Below are 16,885 nucleotides of genomic sequence, written 5' to 3' on the forward strand. Positions count from 1 at the left end.
GTTCCTTTCAGTGGTGCGTCGTTGAAGCTGGGGATGGGCGTTTTGGGGCGTGCGGGTTGCGGGCCGGTCAGGAGCCCGCGCGGATCATGCCTTCCTGGGCGACTGTTGCCAGGAGCCTGCCTTGCCGGTCGAAGAACCGGCCCATGGCCAGGCCCCTGTTGCTCTGGCCGGATACGGCTTCCTGGGCATACAGCACCCATTCGTCGGCGCGGCCGTCGCGGTGGAACCACATGGAGTGGTCCAAGCTCGCCGTTGCGAGGCCGGGGCTGGACCAGTTCAATCCATTGACCCGGAGGAGCGGCTCCAGGATCGTGTAGTCGCAGACGTAGGCAAGGGCTGTGCGGTGGAGGTCGGCGTCGTCCGGCAAGGCATCGAAGGCTTTGACCCAGATGGCCTGCTGGGGGACCATGCCGCCCTCCAATTCGATATATACCGGACCGGGAATATGGCGCATGTCGAAGCTGCGTCCCGTCGACCAGTACTCCGCCGCCGCGCCGTCGGCCGCTTCAAGCGCTTCCGCCGCTGACCGCAGGGATTCAGGCTCGACGGCGGCAGGCGCCTCAGGCTGGAAGTCCGGCCCGTCCTCGGGAACCTGGAAGGAACCCATCGCGGCGTACACCGGCTTGCCGTTCTGGAAGCCACGGACTGTCCGCGTTGAGTATCCGCGGCCGTCCCGAAGGCGCTCGACTTCGTAGCGGACACTGGAACCTATATCCACCGGACGCATGAAGTAGCTGTGCATCGAGTGCAATGTCCTGTCAGCGTCCACCGAGCGCATCATGGCTGCTGCGGCTTGGGCCACCATGTCTCCACCATAGGCTTTTGGCCACGGTACGTACTGCGTGGTTGCTTCGTACGCTTCGTCGAAAACCTCCGGCGTTGCCGGGGTCAGCTGGACGGCGCGGAGGAAGGTCTCCGAGGTCAGGGTTCCAGCGATCATGGCCTACGCCCTGCGGTAGTCGGCGAGGGTCTCGTCCGGAACGTCCTCAAGGTTGACCACGAGGTTTTCCGGGGTGCGGGCGGTCAGCCACACGAGATCTTCCGTGACGGACATGTTGGCCTCGACGTGGGGCATGAACGGGGGCACGAAGACCCAGTCGCCGGCCTTCATGTCCAGGAACTCCGAGTAGTTCTCGCCAAAGTAGATCCGGCCGTGGCCCCGGAGCACATAGCCGCCGGTTTCGGCTTCACCGTGGTGGTGCGGCAGTGAACGGTACCCGGGGGTGTTGGATACCTGGCCGAACCAGATCTTGGTCGCCGGGGTGTGCTGGATGCTGACGCCGGAGACGCGGATGCAATCGCCGGACTGTGCGGTGTTGGTGTCTTCCGCACCGGCGCGGGTAACAACCGGGACAACCTTGCCGTCAGGCTGGGCGTAGATGGAGTTGTCGCCGTCGAGGACGTATTCAGTGGTTGTCTGACTCATGGGGTTTCTCCTTTGTGTGGGTTTCGGGAAGTTTGTTATGACGCGGGGACTGCGACGTCGGCATGGATCCGGAACAGGTTTTCCAGCCGGCCGATCCCGTCGATTTCGGTGGTGAGGACATCCCCGTCCTTCAGGAAGCGGGGCGGAGTCATGCCCATGCCCACTCCCCCGGGCGTTCCGGTGAGTACGAGGTCGCCGGGGCGCAGGACAGTGAACCGGGAGATGTAGGACAGCAGTTGCGCCGGTCCGAATACCAGGGTGCTGGTGTTTCCCTGCTGCACGAGCTCGCCGTTGACGTAGCCGCGGACGTCAAAACTCTCCCCGGCCTCGTCCGCGGTCAGCATGACCGGCCCCACCGGGGTAGTGCGGTCCCAGGCCTTGCCTTGGAACCACTGCAGGGTCCGGTTCTGCCAGTCGCGCATGGAGACGTCGTTGGCAACGGTGTACCCGGCGATGGCTTCGCGGGCCTGGTCCTCGTCCGCCCGGTACAGCTCGGAACCCACGACGACGGCGAGCTCGGCTTCCCAGTCGACGCGGTCACTGCCGTGGACTTCCACGGCGTCGTTGGCGCCGACCAGGGTGTCCGCGTACTTGGCGAACAAGGTGGGGTATTCGGGAAGCTCCCTGCCCATTTCCTGGATGTGGTCGCCGTAGTTCAGGCCGCAGCAGATGACTTTGCCGGCGCGGGGAAGCAACGGGGCAGGGTCTGCGCCGGTGATGACCGGAGCTCCGGATGCCTGCGTTTCCTCCACGAGAGCCCGCCAGCCCGACCGGCCCAGGAGTGCGCCGACGTCGCTGGCCGGAAGCGCGAGCCAGGCGTCGTCGCCGGTGGCGATGGCCGCCGTCGTTCCTCCGTTGGCCGTGCGCAAAGTGGCGAGTTTCATTGCTTGTCCCTTCGAGATTCTGGATGTGTCGACTTTTTTACGATCGTCACATATGCTCAACGTAGCACGGCGGAAATGATCTGCACAGGGGCTTTTCAAAAGTTTTTGCAGTTGCCACAACCGAGGAGGAACAGCATGAGTCACACAACAATCAACCCGGAGTCACTGGCCAAACCATCCGGCTACGCGCACGGAATCCTGGCCGGCAACACGGTCTTCCTGGGCGGGCAGACAGCATTGGACAAGAACATGAACATCGTTCCCGGCGGGATTGTGGAGCAGTTCAAACAGGCGTTCACCAACGTGCTCACCACCCTGCGCGAGGCCGGCGGTGAACCTGAGGACCTGGTCAACGTGACCATCTACCTCACCGACGTTGACGACTACATGGCCAACGGCCGGGAAATCGGACGGCTGTGGCGTGAAATGGCGGGCTCGCAGTACCCGGCCATGGCCGGCATCGGCGTCACGCGCCTGTGGCAGAAGGAAGCGTTGATCGAGATCCAGGGCATCGCGGTCATCCCGGAGCGCTAAGCCTCTGGCCTGGCGGGTTCCCGTGGTGAAGCATGTCCCTATGGGAACTGTCACCGAATACCTGGACACTGTCAGCGCGGGCAACCGGGGTCCGTTGGAACGGATCGTCGGGATCGCGCGGGAGCTTGCCCCTGACGCCGAGGAAGGCACCAGTTATGGGATGCCCGCGTTGCTGGTGGATGGCAAGGGCCTCGTGAGCGTGCTCGAAACGAAGAAGCACTTGGCGCTGTACCCGTTCAGCGGCCAGATCCTCCCCGAAATGTCGGAGGAGCTTGGCGGGTACTCGTGGTCGCCGGGAACATTGAGGTTCTCCGCGGACAACCCCGTGCCCGACTCCATGGTGCGGCGGATTCTGGAAACGCGGCTCGCGGCGATCCGGAAGTAGTTTTTGTACAGCTGATGCCCTTCTGAGGCCAGCTTGCGGGCATTAGCTGTACAAAAACTCAGTGCTTGGCCGAGACGTCCTGGGAAATGGCGTCGGCGGTCGCCACCACCTGCTGCCGCACTTCCTCCAGGTACTGGTCCGGATCCGGCTGCGCCGCAACGGCCTGGGCCTGCAGGGACACGTTGATCGCGGCCACGTTGTCCCCGTTGTTGTGGTTCCAGACCGGGGCGGCGATGGACATCAGCCCGAGTTCCAGCTCCTGGTCAAGCAGGCACCAGCCCTGCTGACGGACACGCTCGACGGCGGCCCTCAAGTCGGGCACGCTGGCGACGGTTCGCGGCGTGAGCGGGGTGAGTTCCGCCGTCGTCAGGTATGCCTCGAGCTTGGCCTGCGGAAGTCCGGCAAGCAGCACCCGGCCCATGGATGTCGCGTAGGCGGGGAACCGCGTGCCGACCGTGATTCCGACGTTCATGATGCGTTTGGTGGCGACCCGCGCCACGTAGAAAATGTCCTGCCCGTCGAGGACTGCGGCCGACGTGGATTCCCCAAGTTTCAGGCTGAGCTGCTCCAAGTGGGGCTGGGCGAGTTGCGGCAGGGACAGGGCGGAGAGGTACGAGTAGCCGAGCTGCAGCACTTTGGCCGTGAGCGCAAAGGTCTTTCCGTCGGTGCGGACGTAGCCGAGCTCAACCAGGGTATGCAGGAACCGGCGAGCCGTAGCGCGGGTCAGGTCCGTGCGGGCTGCGACTTCGCTCAACGTCATGACGGGGTTGTTTGCGTCGAACGCCCGGATCACGGCGAGGCCCCGGGCCAGCGACTGGACGTACTGGTCGCTGGCCTGCGGGGTAACTGCGGAGTCGGTCATGGTTACCAATCCTAGGTGGCGTTGCGGGGTCCGCTTTGCGCCCTAAGCGGGAAAAATAATATGCAAAGCGGGCCTCACAACGGGGAGCCCAGATTTGCGGGGCCTACTCTGCGCGCCATGCCAAGGGGATAGCCCGCAAAGCGGGCCCCACAACAGGGAGCCCAAACTTGCGGGGCCTACCCTGCGCGCCATGCCGAAACAGGGCCCACGCCGCCCGGGTTCCCTGACCAAGCTTGCGAGGTTAGGGAGGCGGTGGGGATGTAGAGCGGGCCTCACAACGGGGAGCCCAGATTTGCGGGGCCTACTCTGCGCGCCATGCCAAGGGGATAGCACGCAAAGCGGGCCTCACAACGGGGAGCCCAAACTTGCGGGGCCTACTCTGCGGGCCATGCCAAGGGGATAGCACGCAAAGCGGGCCTCACAACGGGGAGCCCAGATTTGCGGGGCCTACTCTGCGGGCTATGCCGAGGGGATAGCACGTAGAGCGGGCCTCACAACGGAGAGCCCAAACTTGCGGGGCCTACTCTGCCTTTTTCAGCGGAAGGGGCACGAGTTCCTGGATCTCGTCGAAGGTGCAGCCGAAGGTCTCGCGGACGGTGACGCCGTCGGGTCCTGTGAGGAACACTGCCTTGTCCGTGTAGACGCGGGTAACGCAGCCGACGCCGGTCAGCGGGTACGTGCACTTCTCCACGAGCTTGGACACGCCCTCGCGGGTCAGCAGGGTCATCATCACGAAGACATCCTTGGCGCCGGTGGCGAGGTCCATCGCGCCACCCACGGCGGGAATAGCGTCCGGAGCCCCGGTGTGCCAGTTGGCGAGGTCGCCGGTGGCGGAGACTTGGAAGGCCCCGAGGACGCAGATGTCCAGGTGCCCGCCGCGCATGATCGCGAACGAGTCGGCGTGGTGGAAGTACGAAGCTCCGGGAAGTTCGGTGACGGGGATTTTGCCGGCGTTGATCAAATCACCGTCAATCTCCTCGCCAACAGCTGCCGGGCCCATGCCGAGCATCCCGTTCTCCGTGTGGAGCGTGATGTTCTGTTCCTCGGTGAGGTAGTTGGACACGAGCGTCGGCTGGCCAATGCCCAGGTTCACGAACGAACCGGGAGCGATATCGCGGGCCACCAGCTGGGCGAGTTCGTCGCGGCCCAGCGGCTTTTCGGAGGTTTGGATGCTTGTCTGGGTGCTCATGATCAGGCCACCTGCTCTGCTCGGGAACCGCCGACGCGGACCACGCTGTTGACGTAAATACCGGGTGTCACCACGTTCTCCGGATCCAGCGAACCGGTGGGGACGATCTCCGAGACCTGCACAATGGTGTGCTTGGCTGCGGCGGCCATGATCGGGCCGAAATTACGGGCGGTCTTGCGGTAGACGAGGTTGCCCTTGCCGTCGGCCTTGAGTGCCTTGATCAGCGCGACGTCGGCGTGGATCGGGGTCTCAAACACCTGCCACTTCCCATCCAGCAACCGGGTTTCCTTGCCTTCAGCCAAGGTGGTGCCGTAGCCGGTGGGGGTGAAGAACCCGCCAATCCCGGCGCCGGCGGCTCGGATACGCTCAGCCAGGTTGCCCTGCGGCACGAGCTCCAGCTCGATCTCACCGGCATGGAACTTGGCGTCGAAGTGCCAGGAATCGGACTGCCGCGGGAAGGAACAGATCATTTTGCGGACCCGGCCTTCCTTGATCAGCAACGCCAGGCCCTGATCGCCCTGGCCGGCGTTGTTGTTCACCACGGTCAGGTCCTTCGCGCCACAATCCATCAGGGCATCAATGAGTTCGAACGGCTGCCCGGCATTGCCGAACCCGCCGATCATCACCGTGGACCCGTCCTTGATGCCGGCGACAGCCTCGCCAACAGTGTCAATGAAATTCAACATCGCCCTAGACTCCTTCTGAAACTCCGGCAGTTACGTTTTCCAGCACCACGGCCAGGCCTTGACCGACGCCGATGCAGATCGCCGCGACGCCCCAGCGCTGACCGGAAGCCTGCAAGGACCGGGCCAGCGTGCCGAGGATGCGGGTACCGGAGGCACCGAGCGGGTGGCCCATCGCGATCGCACCGCCGTGGCGGTTCACGATTCCGGGGTCGATTCCCCACGCGTCAACGCACGCCAGCGATTGCGCGGCGAACGCTTCGTTAAGTTCGACGGCGCCCACCTGGTCCCAGCCGATGCCCGCCTTCGCCAGGGCCTTGTTCGCGGCCTCCACCGGGGCGAACCCGAAGAACTGGGGATCGTTGCCATGCGCGCCACGGCCGGCAATACGGGCCAAGGGATCCAAACCAAGAATCCCCGCAGCGGCTTCCGAACCGATCCACGCAGCCGAAGCACCATCGGACAAAGGTGAGGCGTTCCCGGCGGTGACCGTACCGCCGTCGGGCCCGTCAGACTCAGGGCGGAACACGGTCTTCAAACCCGCGAGCTTCTCAGCGGAAGAACCGGCACGGATGCCCTCGTCCCGGACGAGATCAGTGCCCGGAACCGCCGTGACCAAAGAATCGTAGAAGCCTTCGTTCCACGCGGCGTCGGCCAGGTTGTGCGAGTCCGCCGCAAAAGCGTCCTGCCGTTCCCGGGTGATCCCGTACTTCTCGCGCAGTCGTTCGGTGGCTTCGCCCAGGGAGATGGTCCAGTCCTTGTTCATGGCCGGGTTCACCAAACGCCAACCAAGCGTGGTGGATGCCAGGGTCATGTCACCGGCCGGGTAGGGCTTGGACGTCTTGGGCAGCACCCACGGCGCACGGGACATGGACTCGGCACCGCCCACCAGCATGAGGTCGGCGTCGCCGGCGTTGATCTGGCGCGAAGCAATGATGGCCGCGTCCAGGGACGAGCCACACAAACGGTTGACCGTAGTGCCCGGAATGGACACGGGCAGGCCGGCCAACAGGGTGGCCATGCGGGCCACGTTGCGGTTTTCCTCGCCTGCACCGTTGGCGTTGCCGAACACGACCTCGTCGATCCGCTCAACATCCAGCCCGGGTGCCCGCTTCACGGACTCGCGGACCACGTGCGCGGCAAGGTCATCGGGACGGACAGCGGCAAGGCCGGAGCCGAACTTGCCAAAGGGCGTGCGCACGGCGTCGTACACAAAAGCCTGGTTCATGGTGTTTCCTTCGTTTCTGCCTGACCAACCAGGGGACCTGGGGTCAGTTGGGTTCGGTGGCGTCGATTTCGGCGAATACTTTTTGGGCCGTCTTGAAGGCCGAGTTGGCCGACGGCACACTGCAATAAATGGCGGTCTGCAGCAGAATTTCCTTGATTTCGTCCCTGCTCAGGCCGTTGTTGAGGGCTGCCCGGACGTGCATGGCCAGCTCTTCCCAGTGACCGTGCGCCACCAGCGCCGTGAGGGTGACCGCGGAACGCATTTGCCGGCTCAGGCCAGGCCGCGTCCAGATGCCACCCCAGGCGATCCTGGTGATCATGTCCTGGTAGTCCTCGGTGAAGGAATCCTTGCCGGCATTCGCCCGGTCCACGTGCGCGTCGCCGAGCACTTCGCGGCGGACCACCATGCCGGCGTCGTAGATATCCTGCGCGGTGGCGTCCGCCTGTACGGCACCATTGCGTGCCGCGTCGTTGCTTTCGGAAGCTGTAGAGCTCATCGTCCGTTCTCCTTCATGAAGGTGTGCATCAGCGATGCCACGACTTTCGGTGCCTCTGCGGGCGCGAGGTGCCCGACGCCGTCGAGCGTCACGGCCTCAGCAGTGCCGCCACCGGCGACGATGCTGTTGACGAGCTCTTCAGCCATCGACGGCGGTGCGACCTGGTCCTCTTCACCGGCAATCACCTGCGTGGGGACGGTGATGCTGCCGAGCTGATCGCGGACGTCCAAGCGGGCCAGGGCTTCGCAGCAGAACGAATAGCTGAACCTGTCGGCGTCGCGGAGTGCGTGCAGCAGGCGGCTGCTGATCTCCGGCTGGCGATCCATGAATCCGTGGCCGAACCAGCGCTCAGCGGAACCCTGGATCATCACCGGAGTACCCAGGGAGCGCACGGTTTCCGCACGGTCCAGCCAGCCCTCCGGAGTGCCGAGCTTCGGCCCGGAGCACTGGACGGACAAGCTGCGGAGGCGGTCGCCGTGCTTGATGCCGAGCTGCAGGCCGGTGGCTCCGCCCAGGGAGACACCCGCGTAGTGGAACGTCGCAGCCGTGTTTCCGGTGACAGAGTCCACAAGGTCGACGACGGCGTCCGCCAGGTCCGCGACGTGGAAACCTTCGGCGGCGGCCGGCGAGATGCCGTGGCCGGGCAGGTCCCAGCCGATGACGTCGTATTCGTCGCCCAGGAGCGCGGCGGTTTCGGACCACAGAACGGTGGAGGTACCCAGCGACGGGCCGACCACCAGGAGCGGTTTCGCTCCGAGTTCACGCTTCGGGGACAGCAACACGGCCTTGATGGTTGGCTTAGCCACGAGGGGCTCCTTTCGCAGGGGATCCGGTGAAGCCGGGGTAGGCGGCGAGGATCCGACGGCTGATCTCCTGTGCCTCGCCCAGGTAGCTTGCCGGATCCAGCAGTGCCTCAAGCCCGGCGTCGGAGAGCTTGTTGGATGGAACGGTTTCACGGAGGAGCTTGCGGTACGTGTCCCCCTGTTCGGTTGCCGGAGCAGCAAGGGTCCGGTCGACGACGGCCTGCAGCTTCTGCTTTCCGTCCTCGCCCAGCAGAGGGGCGACGGCGGCCGACACACCTTCGCTGAGGAGCAGCGGGCCCGACAACTGCAGGTTCCTGCGCATCGCTTCCGGGAAGACACGGAGACCCTCGGTGAGTTCGCGGAGGTGGGAAGCAGCGCCCATCGCCAGGCCCAGCAGGCGACGCAGCGCCGGCCATTCGCTGTGCCAGGCGCCGTCGGGGCGTTCGTCATTGAAAGTGGCCGCGGCCAGGTGCAGCTGAGATGCGAGGCCGGGAGCCTGCAACGCTGCGCTGCGGATGAGCACGGAGAGCACCGGATTCTGCTTCTGCGGCATGGCCGAAGAGACACCGCGGCCGGCAGCCAGGGGCTCGCCAAGTTCGGCAACCTCCGGACGGCTCAGGAACAACAGGTCCGCTGCGATCTTCCCGAAGGAATCGACCAGTGCCGCAAGCCCGTCACCGAGGGCCGTCACCACCAGGCGGTTGGTGTGCCAGGGAGCCGCCGCCGGGGCCAACCCCAGCGCAGCCGCCCACGAATCGGACAGTGTAAAGGGCGTTGAACCGGAGCCCGCGGCCAGCCTGGTCCCGGAGGCCAAGGTTCCGCCGGCCCCGCCGAACTGTACGGGCAACTCCAACGACTCCAGGCGCGCAGCCGCAGCGGCCACGCCCTGGAACCACTGCGCAGCCCTGAGCCCGAACGAGTACGGAAGCGCATGCTGCGTCAGGCTCCTGCCCACGCACAGCGTTTCCGCATGCTGTTCCGCCAAGGTGGCGAGCGCCGTCGTCGTGCCCTTGACTTCGGCCAGGAGCGCCGCGATGGTCCTGCGGGCGAGCAGCATGAGGGCGGAGTCGAGGACGTCCTGGCTGGTGAGCGAGGCGTGGACCGCCTTGCCCGCACCGATGCCGGCGGTGTCCAGCCCGCGGACCCGGGCGCGGAGGTCGCCGAGCAGCGGAATCACCGGGTTGCCTCCGCCTTGGGCCCGTTCAGCGATATCCGCGACGTCGTAGGACGCGGGGTTGGCGGCTTCGGCCACCACAGCGGCGGATCCCGCCGGGGCAAGCCCGGCTTCCTCGAGGACAGCCGCCCAGGCAGCTTCGACGTCGAGGATTGCCGCGATCACGGCACGGTCGCCCGTCAGCGCGGCCACGGAGGGCGACGCCGAGACGGGGCTGAGGAGGCCGAAGTCGCCGTCGATCATGCCAGGTTTTCCCTTGCCGGCGAGTCCCCGCTGTTGCCGACGCTGTTGTCGAGCGAACCGTCTTGCTGGAAGTCCAGGAACACGGTCTCGTCGCCACCCTGCAGGCGGATGTCCCAGGTGAGGCCACCGTCGGGGTCGCGACGGGCGATGAGCGTCTTGCGGCGTTCCGGATCCAGGGAGCTCAGCAAGGGATCATTGGCCAGTGCTTCCTCGTTTTCCGGCAGGTACACGCGGGTGAAGAGGCGGTTCATGAGGCCGCGGGCGAAAACGGCCACCGAGATGAACGCTGCCGCTCCGGGCTTGGTGGGACCCGGGTTGACCGTGGTGAACGTGTACACGCCGGAGTTGCCCACGGAGCCCCGGCCCCAGCCGGTGAACGTGTAGCCGTCACGGACCAGGGAGCCGGTGCGCTGGACGATGTTGCCTTCGGTATCCGGCTGCCAGATCTCAAGGATGGCGTCCGGGATGGGGTTGCCCGCGCCGTCGTACACCGTGCCTTGAAGGCGGATGCTGCCGGGGCTGCCCGGGGCCAGGAGCTCGTTGTCCTTGGTGAAGGGGAGGGCGTAGCCGTAGAAGGGGCCCACGGTCTGGCCCGGTGTGGGTGTCAGCTTGCTCATGTGCTTACTCCTCGTCCCCGGCGTCGCCGTATGCTTCGTTTTCCGTCCAGGTCCGCTTGGAACCGGTCAGGATGATGTCCCACTTGTAGCCGAGGGCCCACTCGGGGCTGGTCAGCTCGTGGTCGTACTGTGCCACCAGGCGGTCGCGGGCGTCCTGGTCCACGATCGATTGGTAGATGGGGTCCAACGGGAACAACTGGTCACCCGGGAAGTACATCTGGGTGACGATGCGCTGCGTGAACTCCGAGCCGAACATGGAGAAGTGGATGTGCGCCGGACGCCAGGCATTCAGGTGGTTCTTCCACGGGTAGGCGCCGGGTTTGATGGTGGTGAAGGAGTACGAGCCGTCGGCGCCGGTAATGCAGCGTCCGACGCCGGTGAAGTTCGGGTCGAGCGGTGCGGGGTGCTGGTCGCGCTTGTGGATGTAGCGGCCCGATGCGTTGGCCTGCCAGATCTCCACGAGCTGGCCGGCCACCGGGCGGCCGTCGCCGTCCAGCACGCGGCCGGCGACGATGATGCGCTCACCCTGCGGCTCGCCGTTGTGCTGGATGGTCAGGTCCGATTCCAGTGCGTGCACGTCCTGGTGTCCGAAGGCCGGCGAGTAGAGCTCGATGGTCTCCGGGTCCGCGTGGTGCAGGCTCTTGGTGGGGTGGCGCAGGATGCTGCTGCGGTAGGGCGCATAGTCCAGCCGCGGCATGGTTTCAGGTCCTTTGCCGTCCTTCAGTGCCTGGGCGTAACGATCCCCGATGGCCTTGATCTCAGCGCTGAGGTCCGCCTGCGTCTCAACCTTCCTGGCATCGTGCGCGGCATGCGGCTCTGCTGGCGGCACGAGTTCCTCGGATTCTAGAGCTTGTGCAGTGTTGTCTTGCGGCACAACCGGCTCCTTTCTATGGATTCTTTGTGAGGTTCGGGCAGCTATGCCCGGTGAAGTGAGTCGTATTGGACGGCATGGCGGACTGGGGCATTCGGGGCTCCGTAGCCGTTGTAGCTGCCACGGCGCTCCACCATTTCAAAAAACACACTGCCTACTGTGGCCGTGTAGAAGTGGAGGAATTCGCCGTTGGCGTCCCGGTCATACAGGAGGTTGAGCTCCTGGAGGGTGGCCAGGAAGCCCGGTTCAAGATCGAACCGTGCGTCCAGGTCCTCGTAATAGTTGGCCGGAATCTGCAGGAACTCAAGGCCGCGGTCCCGGGCGGACCGCGCCGTGGCTACGAGGTCGTCCACGGCGAAGGCGATGTGTTCCTGGTACGTTTTGCGGGCGTTCTGCGCTTGCTGGGCCGGCGCCAGGTTCAGCACCAGCCGCACCGCGCCGGTGCTGGTTTCCATGACCTGCGAGCGCACCAGGCCGCTGGGGCTCGGGACCTCTGCGAACGGCAGCGGTTCCAGGGCCAATGCGCTGGTGTAGAAGAGGACGGCTTCGTCAAAGTGCTGCCACGGCTGGGCGAGGTTCACGTGGTCAATGACCGCGTTCTGCCCGCTGGGAACGTGTTCCAGGCCTTCGCCGAACTCGTGCGTCCAGGCTGCGGTTCCGTCAGGGCTGCCTTGGCACAGGAAGATCTCGGTGGAGTCCGGGGCGGAGATGCCTTGGAAAACTTCCTCGTCGGCCTGGACCTTGCGCGCCACTACGGGCGCCTTGAGTTGCTGGGCGCGAGCGGAGGCAATCACTGGAGAGTCGACGTCGAACCCCAGGGCCGCGATGGCCGGTTCCGAGTGCGAGGCCGCTTGCTCGTTGATGATGACGCGTGCCTGGCCCATGGTCCAGAGCTGGACGTCCTTGGTGCGGTGGCGTCCCTCGAATCCGAAGCCGAGCTGCCCCAGGAGCTTCTCGAGCTGCGCGGTGTCGTCGGCTTTGACCTCGGCGAAGTTGAAGCCGGCTGGTTCGTTGACCTTGGGCAGCGTGGCAAGTTCCATGGGATAACGACGGCGGGACGAGGCTGCTGCTTCCGTTCCGGCTTCCGCGGAGGTGCCGGCCAGCCACTTTGCGCTCTGTTCTTCCAGCCAGATGAGTGAACGCATGGCATCCACTGCGGTCCGTTCCACGTCCGACTGGCGGAAGACGTCATTGAAGACCTCAAGCGATACCGGCCCGGTGTAGCCCGCACGGACGACGTGGCCCATGAACTTGGCGAGCTCGAACTGTCCCTCCCCGGGGAAGACCCGGTAGTGGCGGCTCCAGGAGAGCACGTCCATGGAGAGCTTGGGGGCGTCGGCAACCTGCACGAAGAAGATCTTCTCCGCGTTGATGTCCTCGATCGGGGCGGTGTCCCAGTCGCGGGAAAGGATATGGAAGGAGTCCAGGCAGGTGCCGAGGTTCGGGTGGTCCACCATTTCCACCAGGCGGTAGGCGTGCTCGTAGTCGTTGACGTACTTGCCCCAGGCCAAGGCCTCGTAGGCAACCTTGACCCCGTGGTCTCCTGCCAGTCCGGCGAGCGCTGCCAGCTGTTCGGCCCGCAGCTGGTCGTCATCGATGGTGGCCGTGGCCACGTTGGAGCAGACCAGGATGGTGTCCATGCCCAGGCGCGACATGAGCTTGAACTTGGCCTCGGCCCGCTTGAGGTTGGCCTTCAGCAGGGCCGGAGTGACGCCGTCGAAATCCCGGAACGGCTGGTAGAGATCCAGGCCCAGGCCGAGGTCGGCGGCCATCTTCCGGATGTCCTCGGGACTCAGCGGGGACGTGACGAGGTCCTGCTCGAAGATCTCGATGCCGTCGAAGCCCGCGATGGCGCAGGCCTGCATCTTTTCCTTCAAGGTGCCCGACAGGCAGACAGTGGCGATTCCGGTGCGCATCAGTGGGCCGCCTTTGCGAGGGTGCCGGCGGAGAGCGCGGTTGCGGCGTCTTCCAGGGCGATCAGCTCCAGGAAGTGCTCCCGCATGCGGTTGCGGTCGGCGTCCCGTCCGGTGAAGAGCTTGAAGGCGTCGGCCGCCTGACCGACTGCCATGCGGCCGCCGTCGAGGACTTTGCAGCCCTTGGCCCGTGCTTCGCGGACCAGTTGCGTTTCGATGGGGCGGTAGACGATGTCCGCCACCCAGTGCCGCGGCTCCACGAGTCCCAGGTCCAGCGGCAGTCCGGGGTGGGCGGCCATGCCGATCGGGGTGCAGTGCACCAGGCCGTCGGCCAGGGGCATGATCTGCGGGAGTTCGTCCGTGCTGCGCGGGGTGACGGTGGCCGCCGGGAAAAGTCCGCTGAGTTCGTCGGCACGTTCCGCGGCCCGGGCAGGATCCACGTCCACCAGGTCCAGGGTGGTGACGCCGGCCTTGAGGAGCGCGTAGGCGACGGCCGAACCGGCCCCGCCGGCGCCAAGCTGGACGACGCGGCCCAAGGTGGCGTCCGGAAGTCCATCCCTCAAGGCCGAACCGAAGCCGGAGAAGTCCGTGTTGTGTCCTATGAACCGGCCGTCTTGGATCAGGACGGTATTGACGGCACCCAGGCGCGCGGCGTCGTCGGAAATTTCATCAAGGTGCCCAAGCACCAGCTGCTTGCACGGGTGAGTGATGTTAAGGCCGTTGAAGCCCATGCGGGCGGCTGCGGTGAGGAGGTCCCCGACGGCGGCGGCCGGCAAGGCCAGCTCCAGCAGGTCGATGGGGCGGTACAGCAAGCGAAGGCCCTGCACATCGGCTTCGCGTTCATGCATGGGCGGCGTGAGCGAGGGCATGACCCCTTCGCCAACGAGGCCCACCAGAACGGACTCGGCTCGGTTGCTCATCCTAAAGCTCCTTTGACTTCAGCACCGCAGCCATTGACGTTTTCTGGGGCGTCGACGGCCGGGTGTTATCCAGATTACTACAAGTGTTCATATTCCGCACGCTTGTTCTTATCGCGAACAAATGATGTGCCGGATGCGTTGCGTCGGGCTGATTTTTGCGTTGCGGGGCCTGCTTTGCGCGCCCAGAGTCACGTTTAGCGCGCAGAACGGGCCTCGCAACGAAGCTCAGCGCTGCGGCAGGCGGGCCGCGAGTTCAGCCGCAGCCTCCTGCAGGGTGGGCACATGGGCGATGAGTTCCTCCATGCTGAGTCGGAAAACCGGAACGGCAGTGGCCAGGGAAGCGAACGCGTGGCCCTGGGAGTTGAGGACCGGGACAGCGACGGCACGCATGCCGATCTCGTTTTCCTCGTCCATCACGGCGTAGCCCTGCCGGCGCACCTGTTCAATTTCCGCCCGGAACTTGTCGCGGTCGGTGATGGAATGCTCAGTGAGCGGGTCCAGGGGAAGTTCCTCGATCAGGCGTTTTCGCTCGGGCTCATCCTCGAACGCAACCAGGGCCTTGCCCACCGACGTCGTGTGCAACGCTCCCAGATGTCCGGGGTCACTGGTGACGCGGAACGTCTTGGGCCCGTCCACCTTGTTGACCGTGAGGTGGTGGTCGCCGTCGCGGACCGAGAGGATGGTGGCCTCATGCGTACTGTCGGTGACCCGCTGCAGGACCGGCAGCGCTGTGGCAGCGAAGCCGTGATGGTTGGAGACGCGTTGCCCGAGCTGGAAGACGCGCAGGCCCAGGTGGTAGCGGCGGCCATCGGGTTCGTAGTCAACGAATCCGTCGCGGGTCAACGAGCCCAGCAGCCGGTAGGTAGTACTGAAAGGCAGTCCGGCGCTTCTGGCCAGATCCGCCGCACTTGCACCCTTCGGCTCGTTTCCCAGCAGGACCAGCAGGCCCAGGGCTTTGCCGACCATGTCGGTCTTTGTGTCCTCTTTCACACTCATAACCCGATGCTCTCACATAGTGAGAGCTATTTCTAGATGGTGATTACACCTCTTGACAAGTGACCATACTCACAGGGATCATTGCTGTATTACGCAAGTAGCTCTCACCATGTGGTTACTAGCTAAGGGATTGACCGGCCGCACCTCGCTTGGGTCTCCCGCTGAAGCTCTATTCGCGACATCGTCGTCACAGAAGGAACACCCAATGAGCCAAACAATGCCGTCAGCGACGCCAGGCATCACCGAAACCACCGGGACACCCAAGAAGGCTGCCCTCGCCAGCTTCCTGGGCAGCGCCGTGGAGTACTACGACTTCTTCATCTTCGGATCTGCCGCGGCCTTGATTTTCCCGCACGTCTTCTTCCCGGACGCAGACACCAATGCGGCCGTCATGTCCTTTGCCACGTTCGGCTTCGCCTACCTTGCACGGCCCATCGGCGCTGCGTTCCTGGGTCACTTCGGCGACCGGATCGGCCGGCAGAAGGTCCTCATGTTCACCCTGGTGCTCATGGGCGCCTCGACCTTCGTGATCGGCTGCCTCCCCGACTTCAAAACCATCGGCTGGGGTGCCCCGATCCTCCTGGTACTTGCCCGGCTCTGCCAGGGTTTGTCGGCAGCAGGCGAGCAGGCCGGCGCGTCATCCATGACCCTGGAGCACGCCCCGGACAACCGCCGCTCCTTCTTCACCTCATGGACCTTGACGGGAACGCAGGGCGGCCAGATCCTGGCAGCGCTCGTGTTCATTCCCGTGGTGGCACTGCCGGATGACATCAAGTACGGCATCGGCTGGCGTATTCCGTTCTGGCTCAGCGCAGTAGTGGTGCTGGTTGCCTTCTTCATCCGCCGCACCCTGCACGAGCCACCCGCATTCGCTGAGGCACAGAAGAACAACCAGATTGCCAAGCTCCCTATCGCCGACCTCCTCAAGCACCACTGGCAGGACGTCCTCCGCGTGATCTGCTGCGCGTTCATTGCCGCAGTCAGCACGGTCTTCGGCACCCTGGCCATCAAGTACGCCCAGGACGTTGCGCACGTGAACAGCACCATCACCCTATGGCTGGTGGTTGTGGCCAACCTCGTGGCTCTGGGAACCCAGCCGCTCTTCGGCACGCTGGCAGACCGCATCGGCCGCAAGCCCGTGTTCATCTACGGAGCAGTGGCCAGCGCCATCATGACGCCGGTCTTCTTCCTGAGCTTCGAGTCCGGTTCCACGCCGCTGATGTTCCTGGCCGCCGTCGTGTACTTCTCCCTTGGCTACGCTGCCGCCAACGCCGTCTGGCCGTCGTTCTACGGTGAAATGTTCAGCACCAAGGTCCGCTTCTCCGGCCTGGCCATCGGCACGCAGCTCGGCTTCCTCGCCGCAGGTTTCGCCCCGACCATCGTGACCGCCATCGGTGGCACCAAACCCGGTGGATGGGTTCCCGTGTCCATCTTCACGGCCATCGTCTGCCTCATCGCCATCGTCTCGGCCTCCACGGCACGCGAATCGGCAAAGGTCCCGACGGCGGAACTCGGCCTGCGCTAGAACGTCACCTCTCCGGCGCTCCAGCCCTGTTGCCGGAGCGCCGGAACGGGGAAAGCCCGGCATGTCTCCTGACATGCCGGGCTTTCCGCTGCCCGGTCTGGTGTTCAGGCAAGGCAAGCGGCAAGGAACATCCCAG

18 protein-coding genes are annotated in these 16,885 nt (G+C 65.1%); 3 read left to right on the forward strand and 15 right to left on the reverse strand.

The annotated features are described in order from the left end of the window. Window positions 1-67 precede the first annotated feature (67 nt). The 3 genes from JMY29_RS19345 to JMY29_RS19355 are packed head-to-tail and all read right to left on the reverse strand — an operon-like array spanning window position 68 to window position 2,310. A complete protein-coding gene (locus tag JMY29_RS19345; protein WP_189076567.1) occupies window positions 68-940 on the reverse strand; it encodes an acyl-CoA thioesterase in 873 nt (290 codons plus the stop codon). Window positions 941-943: 3 nt separating this feature from the next. Next, window positions 944-1,426, reverse strand: a complete 483-nt coding sequence (locus tag JMY29_RS19350) for a cupin domain-containing protein (RefSeq protein WP_055973957.1) — start codon at window positions 1,424-1,426, stop codon at window positions 944-946. A gap of 35 nt (window positions 1,427-1,461) precedes the next feature. Beyond that, window positions 1,462-2,310: a fumarylacetoacetate hydrolase family protein gene (locus JMY29_RS19355; RefSeq protein WP_189076568.1), complete on the reverse strand. Its 849-nt coding sequence runs from the start codon at window positions 2,308-2,310 to the stop codon at window positions 1,462-1,464. A gap of 135 nt (window positions 2,311-2,445) precedes the next feature. Here JMY29_RS19355 and JMY29_RS19360 point away from each other — a divergent pair, with 135 nt between their 5' ends. Further along, complete coding sequence (locus JMY29_RS19360) at window positions 2,446-2,844, forward strand: RidA family protein (protein ID WP_018779341.1); 399 nt, start codon at window positions 2,446-2,448, stop codon at window positions 2,842-2,844. A 40-nt stretch (window positions 2,845-2,884) separates the two neighbouring features. Beyond that, a complete protein-coding gene (locus JMY29_RS19365) occupies window positions 2,885-3,229 on the forward strand; it encodes an iron chaperone (RefSeq protein ID WP_189076569.1) in 345 nt (114 codons plus the stop codon). A gap of 58 nt (window positions 3,230-3,287) precedes the next feature. On the opposite strand, the gene JMY29_RS19370 is transcribed toward JMY29_RS19365, so the two are convergent. The 12 genes from JMY29_RS19370 to JMY29_RS19425 form a co-directional block, all read right to left on the reverse strand. Further along, window positions 3,288-4,091 (reverse strand): IclR family transcriptional regulator domain-containing protein, encoded by an 804-nt coding sequence (locus JMY29_RS19370; RefSeq protein ID WP_018779343.1) that lies wholly within the window; start codon window positions 4,089-4,091, stop codon window positions 3,288-3,290. Window positions 4,092-4,611: 520 nt separating this feature from the next. Beyond that, a complete protein-coding gene (locus JMY29_RS19375) occupies window positions 4,612-5,280 on the reverse strand; it encodes a 3-oxoacid CoA-transferase subunit B (RefSeq protein WP_018779344.1) in 669 nt (222 codons plus the stop codon). Window positions 5,281-5,282: 2 nt separating this feature from the next. Further along, on the reverse strand, window positions 5,283-5,966 hold the full coding sequence (locus JMY29_RS19380) for a 3-oxoacid CoA-transferase subunit A (RefSeq protein WP_018779345.1): 684 nt from the start codon (window positions 5,964-5,966) through the stop codon (window positions 5,283-5,285). Between the two features lie 4 nt (window positions 5,967-5,970). Beyond that, a complete protein-coding gene (locus tag JMY29_RS19385; RefSeq protein WP_018779346.1) occupies window positions 5,971-7,191 on the reverse strand; it encodes a thiolase family protein in 1,221 nt (406 codons plus the stop codon). Between the two features lie 43 nt (window positions 7,192-7,234). Next, window positions 7,235-7,687, reverse strand: coding sequence for a 4-carboxymuconolactone decarboxylase (gene pcaC, locus JMY29_RS19390; protein WP_039243438.1), 453 nt, complete (start codon window positions 7,685-7,687; stop codon window positions 7,235-7,237). After that, window positions 7,684-8,493, reverse strand: a complete 810-nt coding sequence (locus JMY29_RS19395; RefSeq protein ID WP_189076570.1) for an alpha/beta fold hydrolase — start codon at window positions 8,491-8,493, stop codon at window positions 7,684-7,686. The genes pcaC and JMY29_RS19395 overlap by 4 nt, the downstream gene beginning before the upstream one ends. Then, the gene (locus JMY29_RS19400; protein ID WP_189076571.1) at window positions 8,486-9,907 is read right to left on the reverse strand and encodes a lyase family protein; all 1,422 of its coding nucleotides are present in this window, start codon (window positions 9,905-9,907) and stop codon (window positions 8,486-8,488) included. The genes JMY29_RS19395 and JMY29_RS19400 overlap by 8 nt, the downstream gene beginning before the upstream one ends. After that, window positions 9,904-10,524, reverse strand: coding sequence for a protocatechuate 3,4-dioxygenase subunit alpha (gene pcaG / locus JMY29_RS19405; protein ID WP_189076572.1), 621 nt, complete (start codon window positions 10,522-10,524; stop codon window positions 9,904-9,906). The genes JMY29_RS19400 and pcaG overlap by 4 nt, the downstream gene beginning before the upstream one ends. 4 nt (window positions 10,525-10,528) lie before the next feature. After that, window positions 10,529-11,353, reverse strand: coding sequence for a protocatechuate 3,4-dioxygenase subunit beta (pcaH, locus tag JMY29_RS19410; RefSeq protein WP_374757531.1), 825 nt, complete (start codon window positions 11,351-11,353; stop codon window positions 10,529-10,531). Between the two features lie 86 nt (window positions 11,354-11,439). Continuing rightward, window positions 11,440-13,311 carry a bifunctional sugar phosphate isomerase/epimerase/4-hydroxyphenylpyruvate dioxygenase family protein gene (locus tag JMY29_RS19415; RefSeq protein WP_189076574.1) on the reverse strand — a complete coding sequence of 624 codons (1,872 nt, stop codon included), beginning with the start codon at window positions 13,309-13,311 and terminating at the stop codon, window positions 11,440-11,442. Further along, window positions 13,311-14,228 carry a shikimate dehydrogenase gene (locus JMY29_RS19420; protein WP_018779353.1) on the reverse strand — a complete coding sequence of 306 codons (918 nt, stop codon included), beginning with the start codon at window positions 14,226-14,228 and terminating at the stop codon, window positions 13,311-13,313. The genes JMY29_RS19415 and JMY29_RS19420 overlap by 1 nt, the downstream gene beginning before the upstream one ends. A gap of 225 nt (window positions 14,229-14,453) precedes the next feature. Next, entirely contained in the window at window positions 14,454-15,224 is a 771-nt protein-coding gene (locus JMY29_RS19425; protein ID WP_039243448.1) for an IclR family transcriptional regulator, read from the reverse strand. Window positions 15,225-15,429: 205 nt separating this feature from the next. Here JMY29_RS19425 and JMY29_RS19430 point away from each other — a divergent pair, with 205 nt between their 5' ends. After that, window positions 15,430-16,749 (forward strand): MFS transporter, encoded by a 1,320-nt coding sequence (locus tag JMY29_RS19430; protein WP_018779355.1) that lies wholly within the window; start codon window positions 15,430-15,432, stop codon window positions 16,747-16,749. Window positions 16,750-16,885: the final 136 nt, after the last annotated feature.

The organism is Paenarthrobacter nicotinovorans (genome assembly GCF_021919345.1).
In the GTDB taxonomy this organism is placed as follows: Bacteria; Actinomycetota; Actinomycetes; order Actinomycetales; family Micrococcaceae; genus Arthrobacter; species Arthrobacter nicotinovorans.